Raw genomic sequence first — 20,224 nt, 5'->3', positions numbered from 1 at the left:
ATATTAGGATTCATTCAACATTAGGATATTTAAGTCCTAAACAATATAAAGAACATAACCTTAAAAAAACTGTCTAATTCAATGTTGACAATCCATTCTTCAATAGCACGCACCTGATTTTTATAAGGCGCTATAACAGCAATATCTTCTTCCTTATAGAATTCCAGTAATTTTCTGACAAGAATTGCCACAGCTTTAACTTCCGAAAGGTTGGTGTTATTTGACTCCTTCACGCCTCTAATATCTATAAAACATACATTACTTTCTAAGAATTCTTTGATTTCGTCTTCTTTAGGCACAATCATACGGTTATCATACACATATTTGTTGGAAAACTGAACAATAGATTTTTCACACCTTCTGTGTTCTTCCAACATAATACCTTCATATACAACGTTCCCTGATGATTTATTTTTTTCGTAAAAATCAGTTGCTAAGTTCGCTAAACCTTGTGCTGTTGCTTTATTTGCATCTAAACTACCCGATAAAGTATCCACATATTTTTCAAATACTTTATTTTTAGCATCTCTAATAGGTTCAAGCTGCTTTTCATCCCCGACTATAACGGCATTTTTACATCTGTATAATGGTGCCAACAAATAATACGGCATAATTTGACCGGCTTCATCAACAAGCATATAGTCAAACAAGTTGTCCAGCATATGGAAGTTATCTCTACTGAAGGAATGAAGTGTTGTTGTAATAACCGGATAGCACATGCAAAATGTTTCCCAAATTTGGCGTATCGCATTTTCAATATTTTTATCATACTTATAATTGCTTCTAAAGAAGGACTGCATAACCTTACCTTCATCATCTAAAATAAAATTTAGGTTGTTCTTCACAGATGCTCTATTTTTTATAATATAAGCTTCATTAATAATAAGTGAAAGCTTGAACAGTCTGTGTCTAAGGATATACAATGGCTTTGCATTATAAAGCTTATACTCAAGCCTCTCACAAACAGTTGGAATATCTGTACCTATAATCTTTGAAAGATCATTAAACGCGTCAAAAAACACATTGAAACGTTCTACAATATCAATTTGTTTGACCTTATCTTGCTCAATTTCTTTAATTTTTTCATCTAAAGATTTTTGTTGTATTCTCAACTTATCAATATCGTTTTCAATCTCTTGAATATCATGTAATACCGATTTTAATCTATCTCTATTCATCATAATTTCTGTTTCTATATGTACTATGTCACCATACATTTTGTTAATTATATAGTTTCCAAGACTACCAAATGTTTTAAATAAATTAATAAGCTTTGATGAAAAAAAACCCGCTCTCTTATTTAACCACAAGTCTAGTTCGTCTTCAGTGCTTCTTATAGTCTTTTCAAGTTTTCTACGTTCAGTCTCGCGTTCAGACTGAGTGTCAAGTTTTAGATTTATACTTTTCAGTACAGATAACGCATTTTCCATCTCAATTTTTATAGTTACTTCAAGATTAGAAATATAAATTTTAATCTTTTCGAGATATATGCTCATTTTTTCAATGGATAATTTGTCTTCTTCAAAGAATATAAGATTTAACTCATTCAAGGCTTTTCTTTTCTCCAGAAATGAAGCAATACATTTGTTTGTTTCATCAATCTTACTTATTTTATCCTGAAACTCCTCAATCTCCTTAGACACATCAATTTCATCAGTAAGTTCATCAAGATCTTTCATTAAAACAGTTAAATTATTTCTATAAAAATCAATACGATTGTCTTTCTTCCCAAGTTTTGCGCTAAAATCTAAATCCAGTTTCAAATGCAGTTCTCTTCTAAGATCTCTTATATCTTTTGTAATCTCTACACCAATATTATTAACTGCTTCATTGTTTGTCGAAGTGACCACAATAGACTCAAAATTCGCGCCTCCAAAGGGTGAACTATAGACGCCATTATCATTTTGTCTCCACAATTCCCAGTCTTTTTCCCATGCATCGATAAGGCGTCTAGTCCGATTTACTGATAAATCGGCAATAAGCTCTTTGAGTAGCGTGGTTTTCCCCGTACCAGGAGGTCCTGACACTGCCAGAATTTCAGATTGGTGCGTACCGCTGATAACTACCCACTGCTTTTCATTAACAGCAAATACATCCGTATACGACCCATAATGCGAATTAAGGTGTATCTCGCTAGCATCTTTTGACATATTCTCATTATGGAGAAGATACTTACTTAGAAGCTTGGAATCGTGTCTGTTATTTAGAGAACTTAAAAGCTTCATATCATCTTTAAAAGGCGGATAATAGAGTTCCGACAACCCTTCAAGTGATATTAAAACGAGACGTTTATATCCTTCATTCAACTGTTTTTTAATTAGAGGAAACATCTCTGTCAGTGTGCTCGATAGGGCACTCATAGCTTCGCAGTATGTATAAAATTTTAACTCATGAATATTACTAAAAACTTCTTGAGTGGCTTCAAAACCACCGAGAACCTCTTCAATTCCAAAACCAACTTCAGTGAGCATAAGCTTCTCAAGAACGCCACGGTTGATTCTAAACTCTTCAACCCTTAACACATCGTCTTCAATAAAACACTTAAATCCTATGAGATGCATGTTCTTCTCACCAATGCTGTATAAAGGTGAAAGAATCGTTATATACTTGTCTTTAATAAGCTCTATAACTCTATTGATTCGACTCTCTGTTTGAGACGAAGTGCAAAGACCATGAGTTTCCAAAAGCTCTTCAAGATACTCTTTTGTCTGAAGATCATTTTCTTTTTCTATCTCAAAAAGAGCATCTAAAAATGATTTTCGTGCCTTACCATTTAAATATTTCATTTCATAATCAAAAATAAAAGTTATTGCCGATTTAACCTTAAAATTGATGTGATTTCTCAGTTTTTCTAAATTATTCACATACGAATAATCAAGTCCCGTTGCATCTTTGGGTATTTCAACGCTATTCAGTCTGTTATGAGACTCATACTCCACATAATACTGAATGGCTCTATCTATATTGTTCATATAACTGCCCCTTTAATTTAATTATTATAATCATCAAAAACTTCAAAATTTCTATTTCAAATTCTTCAATCTCAATTAGCTCTTTAGAAAAAATCTCACTATCAGTTCCAAAAAGTATCTTCCAATACTGGAAGATACTTTTCAGGAGTTTTCTTTTCACTCTCAATCCAAATATTGATATTTTGTTTCTTGATTCCTAAATTTTCAGTCAAATCAACATGCTCCATGTTATATAAACCAAGATTATATACTAATCCTAACACCCATTCATTTATGATACGGTTCACCATATCGTATGATATTTTGATTCTATAATTCTCAAATTGATAGTGCGCTGAATGCCTAATATAAGCTCTATGTACATAAAAATTAACTTCCCATTATTGCTATAATGCACACTTAGTTTTTATCTCCTTCACTAGCAGTTTAATTTCCATTTCTTCCAGTGCCGTAATATACTTGATAATCTTTTCCGTCAGAAGCTGTGTAGTCAAATTTTGCCCACACTGAACTTTTTTCAAGTTCACCTTCTTTAAAAATATTTCTTATATGTTTACCAATCACACTTCTATCTCGTTGAAATAATTCAGTCATTTGGTCAATGGATAGCCAAACGGTATCATTGTCAAAAGTAGTTTCTATTTTTGTCAATCCATCTTCGGTCTGGTACATTATAATTTCAGAGTTCATATTCATACTCCTTGCACACTTTTCTTTTATTATACACGTTTCATCAAAATATTCCCAGTATTATACAAAAAAGAGGCTAAGTTTACGTGCCATTTTATTGACTCAGACTTAGCCTCTAATAATATGATATTTTATTAAAACCCATTATTTATGTAATTTGATCCAATCAATTATATTATACCAAAATGCTTCAACGCATCTTTGATTGCTTCCACCTTTTCAGGCGTTGGATGTTTTTTGGAATTTTTCAATTCCTCTACTGCATTTGGAGCATCATACATTGGCAACCCCAAACCTCTTTTTACTTCTGCGATATAAGCCGTATGCACTTTCAATCCATATTTACTTTCTATATACTCTTGTATCATTTTATAGGTAACTCTTTCGCTTGGTCTTTGATCCTCTGCTTTTTCAAGAATCTTGCCCACAGGAATTTTCCCTTCACCTTCGCCAAACTCCACATTTACGTTGATATGTGTGTCTGCTTTTTTGTGGGAAAGAAGTACAACCGTCTCAACGTGCGTTGAGTAGACAAAAGAGATGCCGTTTGAAGATGATAGCCCCTTGGCGGAAGGAGTATTATTGCAATACTCTTCAATAAAAATGCTACTGCATGTATGTTGCCCAATGACCATCACTTGAGCTGCTCAATAACCAACTGTAAAAGCACCTTTATACCAAAATCAATTTCATCCAATGAAGCATTCGAATATGAAATCCTGATATACTGGTTAGAATGATACTCGTACAAATCTCCAGGGTGAATAAGTATTTTATTTTTTAAGGCTTTTACAAACAGCTGGTGCATTGATATTGCATCATTTAGTCTGAGCCAGATGAAATATCCTCCTGCCGGTGTATTCCACGAAGCTATTCCTTTAAAATATCTATTAAGTGCAGCAATTGTAACATCCCTTCTTATCCTAACATTTTTTCTCATCATTTCATTATGTTCAGTGTATAATCCGCTGGCAAGCATTTCTGCAGCCACATATTGCGAGAGTGAACTAGATCCGTAATCGGTCTGCATTTTTATATCCGCCAATCTTCCAATAACCTGTTCAGACCCAACAACCCACCCTATCCTGAGTCCCGGACTCATATTCTTGGACATGCCGCCAACATAAAGAACAAGGCCGTTTTTATCGAATGCTTTTAAAGGCATCGGAGGCTGTTCATCAAACCATATCTCCCTGTAAACGTCATCCTCTATAACAGGCAGTCTTTCCAGCCCGCATTTGTCTATGAGAATTTTGCGTCTTTCCGGTGACATTACATTTCCTGTGGGATTATGAAAAGTAGGTATTGAAAACAGCATTGCTCCTCTTTTTCGCCTATGTCGTGCAAACAATTCCTGTATATTGATGCCTTCTTCATCAAGAGGTATTCCCGACAGCTGCATGCCAAAGGATTGAAAGGTTCTGAGCGAATAAAGATATGAAGGCTTTTCAAGGTATACAACCGAATTTGAATGCAGCAGGCCAAGAGAAATAAGCTGCAAGGCCTGCAAGGCACCTGAAGTAATCAGTACGCAAGAAGGTTCTGCCTCTATTCCCAATGTAGAAAGATATTTGCACAACTCTTTTCTTAAATGAAGTGTTCCCCTTGGTTCTTCATAGCCAAGGGACTTTCCCGAAACAGTCATCTTCTTCAGTATTTTCTGTATCATTCCGCAAGGAACTAATGCATTGGATGGTTCGCATGAACCCAGTCTTATGATTCCCGGATCAAATTCAGCCTGATTGATCTGCTGCACTATGGTAGGATTGGTCTGATGGACCCCTGAAGAGATATAGTTATTCCAGTTGTAGGTACGCTCTATGGGAAACAAAGTCCAGATATTGTTAATTATAACTGTACCGCCTCCTGAATTTCCTTCTATAACCCCTTCAGCAGCCAGCTCTTCCATTGCAGCTACAATGGTGCTCCTGTTTACACCAAAAACCTCCGAGAGTGTCCTCTGACTTGGCAGTTTTGTACCAACAAGCCATTCTCCACGGGCAATTTTGTTTTTAATATATCCGGCAATCTGCAAATGCAATTGTGTCGGGCTGTTTCTGTCCGGTTTCCAATCAATATCCAGCATGACATTACCTCCACACATTACTGATATTACTGTATCACTTGGTTGGCTAAAAAGCAACCAAACAATGGTTGGAGACTTTTCAACAAACTTTATTTATAATTGTATTGACACAAAAAACTGATGAAATGGAGTAGATATGAATATGATACCTATAAAAATTTTAAGCGATAATGATGTGAAAGTCATCCTTGATATTCGCAATACAGTGGCATGTGTTGAAAACGCTTATCTCCTTAAGGCTAATAATCAGGCAAGATTATTCCCGCTGATTTCCGAAGATCTGTCCGAAGGCAAGGCAGACATGGATATAAAATCCGGTATTTTGAATGGTGAAGATACCTTTGGCTTAAAGCTTGTTGCATGGTTTGGGGAAAATGAAAAACAAGGCCTCCCCCCTTTAACCGGTTTAACAATGATATTTGACTTGAAAACCGGCTTGCCGAAAGCCATCATAAATGCAAGGTATTTAACGGCAATGCGTACAGGAGCTGCCGGCGCAATCGGTATTAAATACCTGTCAAAAACCGACTCAGAGGTTCTACTTGTTGCAGGTACCGGATTTCAAGCAGTATTTCAGATCGCTGCGGCTATTTCAGTAAAGCCTTCACTAAAAAAAGTGTATATATATAATCCGTTGAGATACCAAAGTGCGATGAAACTTCAATGCTCAATCAAAGAAGAACTTGGTAAAATAACAAATGATATCGGAGATCTTGGAAATTGCATGTGGCTTCAAAGAATAGACTCAGTTGATTTCATTGCCGTGGATAATGCCGCAAAAGCCCTTGAGGAAACAGATACCGTAATAACCATAACACCTTCCCGTAAGGCATATATATCAAATGAATGGGTCATGCCTGGAACTCATTTCAGCTGTATTGGGGCAGATATGCCGGGCAAGCAGGAGATAGATGAAAAAATCTTTGAAGTGGCCCGGGTTTTTGTCGATGACATTCATCAGGCTTCATCAGTTGGCGAAACACAAACTCCTATCAAGTCAGACATTATTGATGAGAAACATATAACGGAAATAGGCTATTTAATAAATGGTACTATCAAGGGCAGAACATCGGACAAGGACATAACTATCTTCGATAGTACAGGCATCGCTCTGCAGGATCTTACCGTTTCAAATTTTCTGATTAAAAAGGCTGAAGAATTGAATATCGGTACAGCCGTTTACATTTAACACAAACCCAATTTACGAGGAGGAATGAATATGAAAGTGAAAGCGTATACGATAAACTCATTTGCCAAAACCACTGAAGGAGGCAACGCGGCAGGAGTAGTTCCAAATGCTGATTTTCTGTCAGATGTTGAAATGCAAAAAATAGCTGCCATCCTCGGATTCAGTGAAACTGCATTTGTTATGAAATCAAATCTGGCAGATTTCAGTGTAAGGTTCTTTACCCCGAACGAAGAAGTCGATCTATGCGGACATGCTACGATAGGAACCTTCTATACTCTGGCAACACTAGGATATATAAAGCCGGGCAGCTATCTGCAGGAAACCAAAGCAGGATTTTTGGGAGTTGAAATAAAGGAAGACCTGTCCGTTATGATGTGTCAGCCGCTCCCGTCTTTTTTTAAAACAGTTGAAAAGAACGAAATCGCCGATTCATTAAACATTGAAATAGCCAGCATTCATGAAGATTTACCGGTTCAAATAGTATCAACAGGTTTGAGGGATATAATAGTGCCCATAAAAAGCGTAGATATTTTAAACTCCATAAAACCGGATTTTGAAAAAATAAATGAAATCAGTAGAAAGTACAATGCAGTCGGTTATCATGTATTCACACTTGAATCAATCAATAGTTCAACCGCCTGTTGCAGAAACTTTGCCCCCTTATTTGCGATCCCGGAAGAATCCGCTACAGGTACATCGAACGGCGCTCTTGGCTGTTACCTTTATAAATATGGCAAGCTCGATTTTAATCAAGCTTCACATATTATCATTGAACAGGGCTATTCTATGAAAAAACCGTCGGAAATACTGGTTTCCCTGACTGTCGAAGGGAAGGAAATCACAGGAGTTAAAGTGGGCGGAAAAGCATTAACCTTATCTTCAATTGAGGTTGACATAGAATAAGCTCTTATAGTGAATATGGCTGCCGCCAGGTTAACAGCCTTTAATTCTCTCAATCCTCCGGATAATGTAAAATAAGTTGTGCATAATTGCAAAAGGGCATCCCTTGGCGTAAATTGGAATTGTCCAAAAACCTAAATACACTGAAAGGTATTCCTTTTCGGTCCCATCCTTCAGATCGTTGCAGAGGCTTGTCAGATAGTTATTCATATCCTTCTGATCCTTTGCATCCTTCTCCGGATTATAATAAAGTAGCAGATGGAGATTTGATAAGGTGTCAATTCCGGTGGTATCAAGTTTGCCTTGATAGCATCAGTATGAATTCTGTAATTTAACTCGTTGTGCTAACTAAAATTTTAGTATCCTAAAGAATATTATGGTATCTCAAACACCTATAGTTTCCCTGTAACAAACCAACGTTTGGATTAATTATCCAAAGACTAAGTACTTGATCCTTGAAATATCAGTATCTTGGCCTATAAGCTTGTTGATGTATTAACATAGGTTGTAGGCCAGAAGCTTGGTTTTTATTCTTGTTTGCAAACCCCAGAATGATTTTGCAAGTACCTGCTCTATGTTTAACTGCTGAGTAAGCTGTGAAGCTGTTGTTTCTATGTCATTAGGTATGTCATTAGTGTCATTAGGGACGGTTCTTAAAGGGTTCAATCGGAAGTTTTGCCCATGAAAAAAGACCTAAACATTAGTTAATATCTAGTGTTTGGGTCTTCTCGTTTTTCTCGGTAAATTGCGCAAAATTTTTGATTGACATAGAAGAAGGAAGTCGCGGTGATCAGGTATGAGTGCTATGGGTATTCAATGTTTTTTCTTTTGGTATTTTTTTCGGTTTTTGTATCTATAGACATTAATTTTACAAGAACAATATATCTTTTAGTAAAAATAGTTGTATTTAGGCATAGCAGCCCCCTCCCCACTGAAGAGGCTTTGGAATAAGTTATTCAGTTCGCAAATCGTCAAGTTGGTGCTACTGGTAATAAAGTTCTAACTTCTTGTAACTTACCTTTCCTGCATGCTGAACAGAATGTCACATCCTTACCTACGAGAAAACAAAGAATTTCAATAGTTTTAAGACCTTCAAATTTGGGTTTGTATAAAGGACTATTGGTCAGTTTTCTACACAATTTGAGCTTTGTTTTTTTATTGCGGTTAGCTAGTATACCAAAATATCTAATTTTAACAAATCCCTTCGGGAGAATATGCATTAAGAACCGACGAATAAATTCTACCCCTTTTAAGGTTACTGTATTTATCTCATTGTTCGTTTTGTAGTTTTTAATGGTAATAGTAACTGTGTCTTTATCCATGGAAACAATCCTACTATTTGATATAGCTATACGGTGGGTGTAGCGACCTAGGTATTGAACCACTGCCAAAGGACCTGAAAAAGTCCTTTTGGTATATGAGTACCAGTCTTTTAAATAACACTGATCAAGTAGCCTTTTGAATATATTGGGATCAAGGTATTTTTCTTGATCCCCGAAAAACTTAAGAAGATTTTGATCATAATATTGCTTTAGATAATAAAGATATTTTCCACGAAATTTTTTTGATAATACCTTTACAGGTAAAAAGAATTCCTTGCTGGTATGACGCCATTGGCTACCCTTTGTAAGTCCCCCTGCCAATAGCACTGTATGGATATGAGGGTGATAGTGTAAATCTTGTCCCCATGTATGCAAAAGAGAGAAAAAGCCAATCTGTGCTCCAAGATATTTAGAATCCATTGAAAGCTCAGCAAGAAATTGTATCTTCACTGAGTGCCCTTACTGCTTTATCTATCCACACCTGCTGTTCCTTTGGAAGGGAAGCAATAAAGCCACACAAACATTCATAGAGTATTTTTTCGCTCTCCCTTAAATCTGCAAAGTCAATATGTTCTAATTGAATATATTTTTTTGACAACGCAGCGATTTCCGCAGGACTTAATTCTTTCAAAATCTCAGTTATTTCATTCGGATAAAGCTCGGTGTCAAGAAGTATATCTTCCAAATCCGCAAGTGACTGTACATACTCCTTAATAACATCAATTTTATCCTTTGCTGTGTGGCTTTGCATAATCTCATTTACAACCTTGCGGTATATTTCATTGTCCATTTTATTTCCGAACGAAAAATAAATTTTTGGATCGTTTTCCGGATACTTAGCAACAATAAAGACTTTATCAAGTGTTTGTGTAACAACAGCGCTTTTTACCTCAACAGCAATTAGTGATAGACTCACTTTTATATATCGTTCCAAATTATCCGCAAGAAGGATATATTGTTTTAATTCAGTAACTGCTCGTATAAGGGTATCCTCGATTTCGGTTATACTTTTCCTGGCAAACAACCGATTAAGATGTGATACTGCAGATGGTGTAATATCTAATCTTTGTATATCTGTATCAGCAAGAACGCAACCAATTGCCGCAGCGAGTACCGGCTCATAGATATTAAAGAGTAAGTGTTGATAATGCTCATCGTATCCACAAAGCAAGTGGTGTATATCATCTGCCCGAAAATTAGAGCAAAACAAGTTTTCAAAATAGATATTCTTTAAATATTCCTGTATAAACTCTATACCCACCAGTTTCTTCATTGGGTTATATACGGGATAATCTGCTGTGATATGAATTTCTTGTGCTCCAAATTCGGGATAGTATAACTTAAAAAAGCCTTTTATGCCATCAACAACAGTTGAGTGGTAAAAAACATTTTGACTATCAACCAGCTTGCGAAGAATTGTTGAATGGAGAATTTTTACCGATTTAACCATCTTATCAATGCGTTTACGACCTTTTTGATATAAATCGTCCATAGTACTGTTCTTAATGGCTAACGCAGCATCATCGGGAATATGAAATGTTTTCAGCCATACGCCTATGGTAAACATAATTGATGTTAGAATATTCTGTGCAGTTTCTACTCGTATCGAACTGCTGTCGCCACTATTATAACGCTCCGTTTGTTTTGACAAAATTGCTAGGCATTCAAACTGTATCCTTTCTATATCTATATCAGAAAGCATACCCAATGTATATGCCTGTTCGAGCAAGGACGGAAGATACTGTTCGTCACTTAATTTTGCTTTATCAATTTTGCTTATTCTTTCAATATTCTCCATCTTCATCATACTCCTCATCTGTAGTTATATCGTCGGAATAACCTGGGTCATAGCCACACCTTAGATTGTGTGCAAGCTTATCTAATTCACGTCCCGAGAGCAAATCGAGAGAGCCTTGACACACGCCGTCAAAGGCTTTTTTCATATATTTGATTAAATCATCATCGCTTATTAACTCCAGAGTTTCATTTTTGTAGTAATAAAACATCTCTATAAGTTCATGCAAGGTTTCCTCATAGTTGTGCATTGAAATATAATGGGAATCACAGAACTCGTAAATAATTTTATCTATAACACCGCCGCCAAACTCAATTCGTCCGGTATCCTTTAGTGCTAAATATCGAGTTTCCACCAGCTCAATTGCTTGTTTTTCCGTTAAAACAAGTCCAAAACGAATAGTTAAATCATTTTGTTTAAGGACTTCATTGACCGCTTGCTTTTGTATCAAAGCATTATTGAATTTGCCGTTAAATAGAGTAAGCTCAAACCCCAAACAGTATCACTCCTCCCGTAAGCAAAGAGTAAGAATTTTAATTGCTTGACTAACAACATGGTTTTTGAATTCCGCTTCGTTTTCTATAAGACCTCTACCAGAAATATAATTTGATACCTCGCCAATGATATAGCAATGCGTATTATGCATGGTTTCACTAACTTTTTTATTATCCACTTTACTTTCAGATAATTCTTGCCATATATCAAGTACATATTGGTTAAGTTCTTCACTCGCTGCTTTCGTGGCAGCCACATCGCTTTCGGGACGATCCTCTCCGATATATTCTAACCAAGCTAATCGAAACCACCCTGTATTATCCAAATAAACTTGCAGAAATGTATTAAAAAAATACTTCAGTTTCATTTCAGCAGTCGTTGCAGATGATAGATTATCCTTTAATTTCATCATAAAAACCTCCTGTAATGCTGTATGTGTTGCCCAGAGCAAATCAGTAAACGAGGGAAAATAGTTATACAGATTTGTATGAGCACAACCAAGCGTGCGAGCAATCTCACGAAGGTTTACACCCCGCAGTTCTTTTTTATCATGAAGTAAGTTAAGTGTGGTTTTAATTATCTGTTCTCTTGAAATAGATTTTTTCTTTTCCATTGCTACGCCTCCTTAAATTACCAACGGTAATTACCATTGGTAATTTAAGTATAAATGGAACAGATTTATTTGTCAATGGCATTCTTAAAAAGATTTGAGAAACTATGATTGATTTATGATTATGTCCTATTATACGAGTTTTGATTATGTCCCAAATATAATAATCATATATAATGAAACATCATAAACATTATATAGCTTAAGTGATCATTATCAGAAAAGTATATCTAAACATGACAGTGGAATACAAATACGAAGTAATTAAAAAGTTATTTGAAACAAATGGTAATAAGAAGAATGCTGCTTTGAAGTTGAAATGTACCATAAGACATATCAACCGTATGATTCAAGGATACAAAATAAAGGACAAAGAATTCTTTGTACATGGCAATAAAGGCAGACGACCTATCCATGCAATTGATACTGATATAAAACAAAATATTATTGACTTATATCGCACAAAATACTGGAATGCCAACTATGCACACTTTTAAGAGCTTTTGTTTGTTCATGAGAAATTCCTGTTTCTGCCGATAATTGGTAAGCGCCAAAGAGGTTCTTTCCAAGGTTATTGGATTTAATCCCAATTGATGATATAATTAGACTATCATCAATTGGGGGGCTATTAATTATGGATACTATTGTAAAATATCTTGATAAATCACTTGACTATGTTAGCCATGAACTTATAGGAGATACACTTTACATAAATGTTATGTCAAATTTGAAAAGTGTACCCTGTCCTGACTGCTTGATTCAAAGCAGTAAAGTCCATTCCCGTTACAAAAAGAGTTTTCAAGATTTGCCGATACAGGGTAAAAAAGTTGTCATTGTTATCAAAAACAGAAATCTTTTTTGTGTTAGTACAGAATGTCCTCGTTATACATTTTCAGAGACATTCGATTTTATAGATGCAAAATCAAAAAAACTAAACGACTTATGGATGAAATTGCAAGGGTCTCATTAACGCAAAGCCCCGTATCTGCAGCTAGATATCTATCTGAAACGACAGTAGATGTGAAGAAAAGCTCTATATGCAATTACCTAAAAAAAAACAGTAAGCATAGCTAAGGATAAGATTGAATATGTATGCATTGATGATTTTGCCATTCGTAAAGGACGTACCTATGGGACAATCATGATTGATGCTCAAACAAATTGCCTGATTGATATGCTCGAATCACGGGATACAGAAGTAGAAGACAAGATCCAAAAAGTTAAGCAACTACATGATCAAGGATGTGGCAAACTTGATATATATAAACTCACAGGAATAAGTATTACCAGTATAAATAATTATCTTATAGAAGGTTATAATCCTGTACATGGGCAATATGGCACCAGTCGGCCAGGACCATTGATACCGTTTAAAGACGAAATACTAACATTGAGGGCAGAAGCTGTTACCTACAAAAAAATTACAGAAGGACTTCGTTCCAAAGGATACAGGGGAAGTGTTGCAGCACTTAGGGTATTTGTCTCCAAAGAAAAAAGAATTGCTAAAGATTTACTTGAACACCAAGAACCTTCTGAGTTGATTGACAAACGAGTAATCTATCAGCTACTCTACAAACCAATAGAAAAAATCAAGGGGATCTCAAAGAACCAGCTGGATGAAGTCCTGAAAAAATACCCTGTTCTATCAGAGCTACTTAAGCTGCTATCAGACTTTAAGACGCTATTGTTAAGTCGTCAGAGTGCTGGTCTTTCCCTTTGGGTAGAAAAGGCGCGTGCCTTAGAATTAAAGGAAATTACAAGCTTTGTGACGGGTATCCAAGGAGATTATGATTCAGTAAAAAATGCCATTGATTATTCTTATAACAATGGTTTAGCTGAAGGAAGCGTCAATAAAATTAAGACGATTAAAAGAGTCATGTATGGCAGAAATCATTTTGATATGTTGAAAAGTAAAGTTCTGCAACTGGAGGCATTGAAGAAAATAAGTGTTAACTAGGCAATAAGAAAGCTGTTTTATTGCTTTATTTCAACGCCAGAATCCAATAACTCTGGAAAGAACCTCTTTGGCGCTTACTATATTCCTACTGATTATACACCCAAATAAATTTGCCACCCAGTTGTAATGTAAAAACGGGTGGCAAAATAGTATATTTTTTAGTTCTATAACCTCTGAAACCCTTCTAAACTCTAGATATCAGAGCCACAGTTTCTACATGCGGTATCACATCACTCTTATACAATTTAACAAATGAATGTTGGTGATTGAACCTTTTAACGAAACCTATCCCCAGGGGGTAAACTTCGAGCGACTACGCTCCTATCTTTCTCTTATTATTTTCTTTAATTAATCTAACAGCGGTTATAAATGCAATATACAACGGAATCATAACTAACAATATTGCATAAAAATCTCGCGTCGCAGTATATGATGTAGTTGAAACTCCTTTAATCATCAAGTGTCCTAAAAGATATGATACTGGCAGGAACAATATTTTCATTGTCAAGTTAAACACTTTTTTATGGCGACGGAACAAAGTCATAAAAAATCCACATACTGCAACCAAAATCAAAGCAATAAATGCATAATATGTTAAAAATAATCTTGGCAATGTAACTATTCCTCCATTTGGATTAATATCTTTTCCATAAATCAAAATATCTTCACTTCCATCAGTCTGGTAATAATATACCGCAGCTACATTTTCATTATTTGGATTTAAGATAGTATTATTCGCACGAGTTTTTTTAATAGTTCTATTCCATATGCTATCCCATGTGGTTATGTGATAAACATAACCAGTGTTGTCATCTGCAGGATAGCTACTGATATCATATCCAGATACTGTATCTTCAAATATAGCGATTACAGATCCATTACCGATTTCGTTTATTGTCACACTTTCTTCACTATATGGAATATACTCAGGAGCAGTCAAAAAAGCAATTGTTATAACAAGAATCATAACCGAAAGCATCATTGAGAATATTATTGTCAGAATTTTTTTCTTTCGTAATGTTGATTTTATCTTCAATAAAGGAGAGGTATTAGTATTTACTGGTATTTTATTAGAATTCTTCATTTCATCAAGATAGATCTTGCATTCCTGACACTGTTCAATATGTTCTTCAATCATAGCACAAGAATCATCACTGAGCATATTTTCTAAATATAAAGGTAAAATATCTCTTATAACATTACATGTAACTTTCACCAATTATTCCTCATTTCTTCTCTAATCTTATTTTTAGCTCTATGAAAAGTGACACAAGCCCAATTATTTGTTTTCCCAAACAAATTACCTATCTGCTTAAAGCTCAGTTCTCCAAAAACTCGTAGAGAAAAAACTTCTTTATATGGTTCAGATAATTTGTGGAGAGTTTCATGAATTTTCATTGACTCTTCAGATGAACATACTGATTTTTCTATATCAATATCATCTTTTTGTTCAGGTATTAAGTCTAAGTCTGCCAAATTCTTATTTTTTCTTACATATGAATAATATGAGTTTTTTGCTATTTGAAATAACCACACCTTGATATCACAGTTTCCTTTAAAGCTATCGATAGATTTTATTGCCTTTAAAAATGTTTCAGATGTTAAATCCTCCGCTATATGTTTATCTTTAGATATACTGTATATAAATAAGTAAACATCCTTAAAATAATTATTATAAATCTCCTCAAGCTCTGTCACTTTTTCACCTCCTACCTATAAGATGCACGGGACTTGATAATCTTACAAGAAATTTTTAAAAAAATCTCAAAGCTTAATAAAACCTTGAGATATTTAATATCAGTACTTCTTTTCTGTTTTGCTGAATTATTTAACTATATCTGCAAAACTCCACCCCATAAATCAATCTCGAAAAATAGTATTTATGTTCCCTAAGACTTAAAACACACGAGACTATCTGATTTGCAATCCCATGAAACCCTTGATTTTACTGACTATTTTCGCTCTAGCAGACAGACTGTTTCCACATGCCTTGAGGAGATAAAAAAGATGCCGCTTGAACCTGGTGGTGCCTTGGCGAAAGGTCATTTTTCTTAAGTCAATACATGAATAGTTCTTCAAATTGTCTCTATTATAATTTGCCGCTTTCAATTAATCTCAAGATACTTAAATCCAATAACGGAATTAAATATTTCTATTTCTGAGAATCAAGAATAAACAAAGATGCATCATGCCCCATGAATATTTTACTTCCAGTATAAAAAGTTTTAGATTGAATATCCCTGTATCCTATTTTTGTCATAATATCAGTTAACTCTATTTGATCAAATCCATTATGAACCATATCAGAGTCTATTTTTTCATTCATATTAAAATCTACGATTAGTAAATGTCCGCTTTCTTTTAGAACCTCATATAATCTTGATAATACTAATTCAACATCATTAATATGGAGTAAAACCTGAACCATAAAAATATAATCAGCATGTAAATCCGAAAGACTATCTTTTTCAAAGTCAAAACATAATGTAGCTGCATTCTGTATATTAGAACTAGAAATTTTTTGCTTTATTTGATTAATCATGTTCTGTGATGTATCCAGAAAAATCATAGAATTAAAATCATCTAACAAGTTCATTCCCACAAGACCAGTTCCACACCCAAAATCAATAGCATTCTTACTTTTGGTATCAACTAAATATTCACGAATGGCATTTGATGATACCTTTGCAATTTGGATTCTTTCAGAAGTGTCATATATATTAGCTATCATTTCAAACTTATCCGTATTTCCCATTATTACCTCTCCAATCTACCACAATAAAAAATCTAATGTCATCTGTTTTATCTCCTCAAGGAGTCACTTTGTCACTGGAGCTCTAAGATCAATCAGAACCTTTATTTATTATTTATCAGGGTTTATGCTCGTTTCAACATGCAAACCGTTTCTGTATGCCTTGATGCTACAAAAAGTATGGGCCTCGACGTTGGTCCCCCCTTGGAGGCAGCTTTTTCTTCTAAAAAATTGCTCTATCAACTTCAATTTTTGCACGAAATCTTGCTCCTAAAGAAAAAATCTAAAGCTACCAACAATAAAATCCTCAGCGTACTGAGAATTTTAGTCTTAGCAACTTTTTCAAACAGTGACAAAATCCAGTCTTGCCAAAAGCCGACACAGTGGCAAACAGGGGGCAACAAAGGTGAAAGAACCGTACAAATCTTTGTAAACAGCACGGTTCTTTTTACAGGGTGTTTGTATTACATGGTAAACTGCTGTCCACGGCTTTGTAGTTCCTCTCGCTCCGGCTCCTGTCCGTCTAGTTTCATGAGTTGTTCCATGCTGTAATCAATGATTTTTGCCTTTCGCTCTGAAATTATTACCGCATAAAACTCCTTTTGTACTTCAAGCAGTGTCGGAGTTTCATCAATGAGCGTGCGTATTTTTTCCATATCAATCCGTGCAGAAACTCTTTTTAGGGCCGCCGTGCAGTCTGGATTTTTCAGAGAAGAGATAAATTCGAAGTAGGAAATCTTCTTTCCATCTTCCTCAATGGACGAGGCAGGGAAAACATAGATCCGCCTGTCAATCTCATCTTCACTGTTCAGAACAGCCTCCATATCCTTGGCTGCAAGTTGCGGGTAGAGGCAGGAACCACAGTCGTAAACGGGGGCAATTTCAGCCGTCTTAGAGTGTTCATCTACAAGAATGCCCCAATTTCCATTGTGCCTGTCAAAATTACCAAGCAGTGCATCGGCAATAAACATATCCCAAAAGAAATCCCGAAGCTGATCCGGCGGCAGAAGCGTCTGTTCATCTATTGCCTGTATGATGGATGAAAGTTCTTTGCCATATCCATTCTGTTCACTGCTGATACAGGTATTCTTCAGATGCGCAAACTCAATGAGTCTTTTGCCGCCTTCGGTAAAATCTCCGCAGGCTACTACCACTTTTTCCTTCCCGCGTGGATCAGTATAAGTACCGACCAGAGTCTCTTGGGTTTTAAATCCGAGGGTTGCAAAAATATGGCAGGCGAGGTATTCACTGATACATCCGTTGGTGTAACTCATAGTTTTATTGCGGCTTGGGGCAGGCGGAAATTTAAGCATATAGCTATTGCCCCCATAAAGAATATTGATTTTATTTCCATTTGCCCCGCCGTAGGCTCTGAATTTATTTACTTCACACAATGTAAAATCAATCATTAATACCATCCTCCTTTCCCTCTGTGCCAAGATATTTTACACGCAGATAGCTTGCTTGTTCCTCAGTAATTAAGCCAGCCCAAAGGTCAGCATTAATGGCTCCATATAACTCATTCCACAAGCAGTCAAGATATAGCACCTGCTCCTTTTCGCCTTGTAAATAGTCTTTTATTGCTTTTTGGACACTCTCCGATAGTCCGGTTTCCAAGTAAGTTTTTATGTTTGGTTTCCCAGCGGCTGTGTTTTTTTTCGGCTCTGTTTCCAGCGCCAACAGTTCCTCAATAGATAGACCAAGTGTTTTGGACAGTTTGGAAAGCGTTCCCGCGCCACATCGGTTCAGATGGGTTTTCCCGGAATAAATATCTGCGAGAGTTGCCCATGGAATCCCGCTGATTTTCGATAATCGATAACGGGACATTTGCATATCCTGCAAAAGCTGTTGTATTGTCATTTTCATCACCTACATTCATTATATCGGTGTTCCGATATAGTGTCAAGGGAAGTTATAACACAAAATGCAAATGAGGATTTCCAAACAGTACCGCCAGATGTCACTGTATCCTCTTCTCATTCATAATGATTGATGGAAACGTTGCTGTCCTACACAAGCACGGACCCGCCGCATATAGAAAAACGGTTTCAATTGCTTAAATTGAAAAGGCATAAAAGTAAAACTCTTACGTTTCAAGATATCCTTTATTCATTTTCAACTATTAATAAATCAAAATAACTGCCTTCCTCAGCTGATCGGCGTAAATATTCCTTACCTCCGTCTAGGAGAAAATTGAAAAACAAGAATACTCCTACGATAATCAATCTGATGAACACTTATATTATTTTCTTTGCAAAAGCCTCTTATGGTTCCTTCGTATGAAGAGAATTTATCTAAAATATCTTCCCAGTCTATACCTGGTGCTTCGCTAAGCATAACAAATCACCCCTTAAAAATCTTATTATCTGTTATTTTAGCAAAGCTTCCTATGATAAACTAGGCGGCAATTCTTTGGCGGTTCTTTCCGAAGTTATTTGAAAAACAAAACCTATTTTTGAAGAAACTCTGCAAATTCGCAAATTTTATGAGTACAAATAAGTTCATTCAAATAAAGTTGGAAAGAACCTCTTTGGCGCTTACTTTTAATGATTGTTTTTCTCTATAAAAAACGCCACATTTCTGTGGCGATTTCACTTGGTTTATTCTTACGTTAAATCATTTCATATGGTGTTTCAGTTCCTAAACAAATATGCCTACAGAAGCCAGCCATAATCCTGCCTGCAGTCCACCACGGCATCTACGTATACAGTTCCGTTTTTCACCTGATATACCAGCAGATACCGCTTTGCCATCAGAAGCTTGCGGTATTTGCCCGATGGCACCAGCGGGTCGGAAAGCCATGGGTTCCGCTCTGGAAATTTCTCCAGGGACTTTGCTTTTTCATTAAACTCAGCAATAAGTTGCAGGGCTGCTGTTTCACTGACCTGTGCAAGAAAACGGGAATGAGATACCAGCATTTGAGCCGTCTCATCGGAGATAATCACATTATACAACTTACTTTCGTTGCCCATCCAATACCTCCTTGACAGCGTCCTTCATCATCTTAGACACCTCGTCAACGGAATAGCCTTTTTTGCCGCTCAACCTGCCTTCCTCCGCAACAATCAGATTTTCACGAAGACGCAGCATGCTTTCACGTCTAGCAAAGGCTTCAATATCCATTACCACCAGATCTCCTTCTCCGTTTTTGGTCAGATATACCGGTTCTCCAGACCTCTTGCACAGTTCGGAAATCTCATTGTAGTTTTTTCGAATTGCCGCAGAGGGCTTGATATTCATCATCCCGATCACCTCGTTTCATAGCATTATTATATCTTTATTATATGCTTATTGTACTACAATAGAAACACTTTGTAAATCTGAAGGCATCCGCTGCTTTATAATCAAGTCCATGACAACTTCCAATATTGTACATCTTTTTTTCATGTAGAAGGGTTCTATGTTTTACCAAAGTCCAGCAAACCCTCTATTCATCAGCGTTTCAGCCTATCAACC

Annotated in this window: 20 protein-coding genes and 2 pseudogenes; 5 read left to right on the top strand and 17 right to left on the bottom strand. The window is 36.0% G+C overall.

Annotated elements, in window-relative coordinates; all coding sequences use genetic code 11:
• Window positions 1-29: 29 nt before the first annotated feature.
• The 4 genes from CHB72_RS19135 to CHB72_RS19120 all read right to left on the bottom strand — a co-directional run bounded on the left by CHB72_RS19135 (window position 30) and on the right by CHB72_RS19120 (window position 5,748).
• The gene (locus CHB72_RS19135) at window positions 30-2,972 is read right to left on the bottom strand and encodes a DEAD/DEAH box helicase (RefSeq protein WP_089284476.1); all 2,943 of its coding nucleotides are present in this window, start codon (window positions 2,970-2,972) and stop codon (window positions 30-32) included.
• A 426-nt stretch (window positions 2,973-3,398) separates the two neighbouring features.
• Entirely contained in the window at window positions 3,399-3,662 is a 264-nt protein-coding gene (locus CHB72_RS19130; protein ID WP_242975199.1) for a hypothetical protein, read from the bottom strand.
• A gap of 170 nt (window positions 3,663-3,832) precedes the next feature.
• Window positions 3,833-4,297, bottom strand: coding sequence for an RNA methyltransferase (locus CHB72_RS19125; RefSeq protein ID WP_242975198.1), 465 nt, complete (start codon window positions 4,295-4,297; stop codon window positions 3,833-3,835).
• Entirely contained in the window at window positions 4,297-5,748 is a 1,452-nt protein-coding gene (locus CHB72_RS19120) for an aminotransferase-like domain-containing protein (protein ID WP_089284475.1), read from the bottom strand. Before CHB72_RS19120 ends, CHB72_RS19125 begins: the two co-directional genes overlap by 1 nt.
• A gap of 142 nt (window positions 5,749-5,890) precedes the next feature.
• Between CHB72_RS19120 and CHB72_RS19115 the strand changes: the two genes are divergently transcribed.
• Both CHB72_RS19115 and CHB72_RS19110 read left to right on the top strand, forming a co-directional pair.
• Window positions 5,891-6,937, top strand: a complete 1,047-nt coding sequence (locus CHB72_RS19115; RefSeq protein WP_089284474.1) for an ornithine cyclodeaminase family protein — start codon at window positions 5,891-5,893, stop codon at window positions 6,935-6,937.
• Between the two features lie 30 nt (window positions 6,938-6,967).
• Window positions 6,968-7,840, top strand: a complete 873-nt coding sequence (locus CHB72_RS19110; RefSeq protein WP_089284473.1) for a PhzF family phenazine biosynthesis protein — start codon at window positions 6,968-6,970, stop codon at window positions 7,838-7,840.
• Window positions 7,841-8,266: 426 nt separating this feature from the next.
• Here CHB72_RS19110 and CHB72_RS19105 read toward each other — a convergent pair.
• The 5 genes and pseudogenes from CHB72_RS19105 to CHB72_RS19085 form a co-directional block, all read right to left on the bottom strand.
• A pseudogene (locus CHB72_RS19105) lies at window positions 8,267-8,452 on the bottom strand (IS982 family transposase); the annotation flags it as partial.
• Window positions 8,453-8,808: 356 nt separating this feature from the next.
• Window positions 8,809-9,594: pseudogene (locus CHB72_RS19100) on the bottom strand (IS91 family transposase); the annotation flags it as partial.
• Window positions 9,587-10,861: a DUF6179 domain-containing protein gene (locus CHB72_RS19095; RefSeq protein WP_456297869.1), complete on the bottom strand. Its 1,275-nt coding sequence runs from the start codon at window positions 10,859-10,861 to the stop codon at window positions 9,587-9,589. The gene CHB72_RS19095 and the pseudogene CHB72_RS19100, both read right to left, overlap by 8 nt.
• A gap of 82 nt (window positions 10,862-10,943) precedes the next feature.
• Complete coding sequence (locus CHB72_RS19090; protein ID WP_089284471.1) at window positions 10,944-11,450, bottom strand: DUF6323 family protein; 507 nt, start codon at window positions 11,448-11,450, stop codon at window positions 10,944-10,946.
• A 6-nt stretch (window positions 11,451-11,456) separates the two neighbouring features.
• A complete protein-coding gene (locus tag CHB72_RS19085; protein ID WP_089284470.1) occupies window positions 11,457-12,062 on the bottom strand; it encodes a TetR/AcrR family transcriptional regulator in 606 nt (201 codons plus the stop codon).
• 233 nt (window positions 12,063-12,295) lie between these two features.
• Between CHB72_RS19085 and CHB72_RS19080 the strand changes: the two genes are divergently transcribed.
• From CHB72_RS19080 to CHB72_RS19070, 3 genes are all read left to right on the top strand, one after another.
• Window positions 12,296-12,556, top strand: a complete 261-nt coding sequence (locus CHB72_RS19080; protein ID WP_089284469.1) for a hypothetical protein — start codon at window positions 12,296-12,298, stop codon at window positions 12,554-12,556.
• Between the two features lie 137 nt (window positions 12,557-12,693).
• Entirely contained in the window at window positions 12,694-13,029 is a 336-nt protein-coding gene (locus CHB72_RS19075) for a transposase family protein (RefSeq protein WP_089284468.1), read from the top strand.
• Between the two features lie 171 nt (window positions 13,030-13,200).
• The gene (locus CHB72_RS19070; RefSeq protein WP_089284467.1) at window positions 13,201-14,016 is read left to right on the top strand and encodes a transposase; all 816 of its coding nucleotides are present in this window, start codon (window positions 13,201-13,203) and stop codon (window positions 14,014-14,016) included.
• A gap of 313 nt (window positions 14,017-14,329) precedes the next feature.
• On the opposite strand, the gene CHB72_RS19065 is transcribed toward CHB72_RS19070, so the two are convergent.
• From CHB72_RS19065 to CHB72_RS19035, 8 genes are all read right to left on the bottom strand, one after another.
• Window positions 14,330-15,232 carry a zf-HC2 domain-containing protein gene (locus CHB72_RS19065; protein ID WP_089284466.1) on the bottom strand — a complete coding sequence of 301 codons (903 nt, stop codon included), beginning with the start codon at window positions 15,230-15,232 and terminating at the stop codon, window positions 14,330-14,332.
• Entirely contained in the window at window positions 15,229-15,714 is a 486-nt protein-coding gene (locus CHB72_RS19060; RefSeq protein WP_089284465.1) for an RNA polymerase sigma factor, read from the bottom strand. Before CHB72_RS19060 ends, CHB72_RS19065 begins: the two co-directional genes overlap by 4 nt.
• Before the next feature lie 454 nt (window positions 15,715-16,168).
• Window positions 16,169-16,771, bottom strand: a complete 603-nt coding sequence (locus CHB72_RS19055; protein WP_089284464.1) for a class I SAM-dependent methyltransferase — start codon at window positions 16,769-16,771, stop codon at window positions 16,169-16,171.
• A gap of 461 nt (window positions 16,772-17,232) precedes the next feature.
• Complete coding sequence (locus CHB72_RS19050; protein WP_089284463.1) at window positions 17,233-18,177, bottom strand: HipA domain-containing protein; 945 nt, start codon at window positions 18,175-18,177, stop codon at window positions 17,233-17,235.
• Window positions 18,170-18,628, bottom strand: coding sequence for a helix-turn-helix domain-containing protein (locus CHB72_RS19045; protein WP_089284462.1), 459 nt, complete (start codon window positions 18,626-18,628; stop codon window positions 18,170-18,172). Before CHB72_RS19045 ends, CHB72_RS19050 begins: the two co-directional genes overlap by 8 nt.
• 312 nt (window positions 18,629-18,940) lie before the next feature.
• On the bottom strand, window positions 18,941-19,105 hold the full coding sequence (locus CHB72_RS26770; RefSeq protein ID WP_176431479.1) for a hypothetical protein: 165 nt from the start codon (window positions 19,103-19,105) through the stop codon (window positions 18,941-18,943).
• Window positions 19,106-19,422: 317 nt separating this feature from the next.
• Window positions 19,423-19,740 (bottom strand): type II toxin-antitoxin system RelE/ParE family toxin, encoded by a 318-nt coding sequence (locus tag CHB72_RS19040; RefSeq protein ID WP_089284461.1) that lies wholly within the window; start codon window positions 19,738-19,740, stop codon window positions 19,423-19,425.
• A complete protein-coding gene (locus CHB72_RS19035) occupies window positions 19,724-20,011 on the bottom strand; it encodes a type II toxin-antitoxin system prevent-host-death family antitoxin (protein WP_089284460.1) in 288 nt (95 codons plus the stop codon). The genes CHB72_RS19040 and CHB72_RS19035 overlap by 17 nt, the downstream gene beginning before the upstream one ends.
• Window positions 20,012-20,224: the final 213 nt, after the last annotated feature.

The organism is Anaerovirgula multivorans, from assembly GCF_900188145.1.
Lineage (GTDB): Bacteria > Bacillota > Clostridia > Peptostreptococcales > Natronincolaceae > Anaerovirgula > Anaerovirgula multivorans.
This window is presented reverse-complemented; position numbering and strand designations above follow the sequence as displayed.

Coding starts and splice junctions, on each gene's coding strand:
- CHB72_RS19135 (WP_089284476.1), bottom strand. CDS start 2,972: ATGAACAATATAGATAGAGCCATTCAGTATTATGTGGAGTATGAGTCT.
- CHB72_RS19130 (WP_242975199.1), bottom strand. CDS start 3,662: ATGAACTCTGAAATTATAATGTACCAGACCGAAGATGGATTGACAAAA.
- CHB72_RS19125 (WP_242975198.1), bottom strand. CDS start 4,297: ATGGTCATTGGGCAACATACATGCAGTAGCATTTTTATTGAAGAGTAT.
- CHB72_RS19120 (WP_089284475.1), bottom strand. CDS start 5,748: ATGCTGGATATTGATTGGAAACCGGACAGAAACAGCCCGACACAATTG.
- CHB72_RS19115 (WP_089284474.1), top strand. CDS start 5,891: ATGATACCTATAAAAATTTTAAGCGATAATGATGTGAAAGTCATCCTT.
- CHB72_RS19110 (WP_089284473.1), top strand. CDS start 6,968: ATGAAAGTGAAAGCGTATACGATAAACTCATTTGCCAAAACCACTGAA.
- CHB72_RS19095 (WP_456297869.1), bottom strand. CDS start 10,861: ATGCTTTCTGATATAGATATAGAAAGGATACAGTTTGAATGCCTAGCA.
- CHB72_RS19085 (WP_089284470.1), bottom strand. CDS start 12,062: ATGGAAAAGAAAAAATCTATTTCAAGAGAACAGATAATTAAAACCACA.
- CHB72_RS19080 (WP_089284469.1), top strand. CDS start 12,296: ATGACAGTGGAATACAAATACGAAGTAATTAAAAAGTTATTTGAAACA.
- CHB72_RS19075 (WP_089284468.1), top strand. CDS start 12,694: ATGGATACTATTGTAAAATATCTTGATAAATCACTTGACTATGTTAGC.
- CHB72_RS19070 (WP_089284467.1), top strand. CDS start 13,201: ATGATTGATGCTCAAACAAATTGCCTGATTGATATGCTCGAATCACGG.
- CHB72_RS19055 (WP_089284464.1), bottom strand. CDS start 16,771: ATGGGAAATACGGATAAGTTTGAAATGATAGCTAATATATATGACACT.
- CHB72_RS19050 (WP_089284463.1), bottom strand. CDS start 18,177: ATGATTGATTTTACATTGTGTGAAGTAAATAAATTCAGAGCCTACGGC.
- CHB72_RS19045 (WP_089284462.1), bottom strand. CDS start 18,628: ATGACAATACAACAGCTTTTGCAGGATATGCAAATGTCCCGTTATCGA.
- CHB72_RS26770 (WP_176431479.1), bottom strand. CDS start 19,105: ATGCTTAGCGAAGCACCAGGTATAGACTGGGAAGATATTTTAGATAAA.
- CHB72_RS19040 (WP_089284461.1), bottom strand. CDS start 19,740: ATGGGCAACGAAAGTAAGTTGTATAATGTGATTATCTCCGATGAGACG.
- CHB72_RS19035 (WP_089284460.1), bottom strand. CDS start 20,011: ATGATGAATATCAAGCCCTCTGCGGCAATTCGAAAAAACTACAATGAG.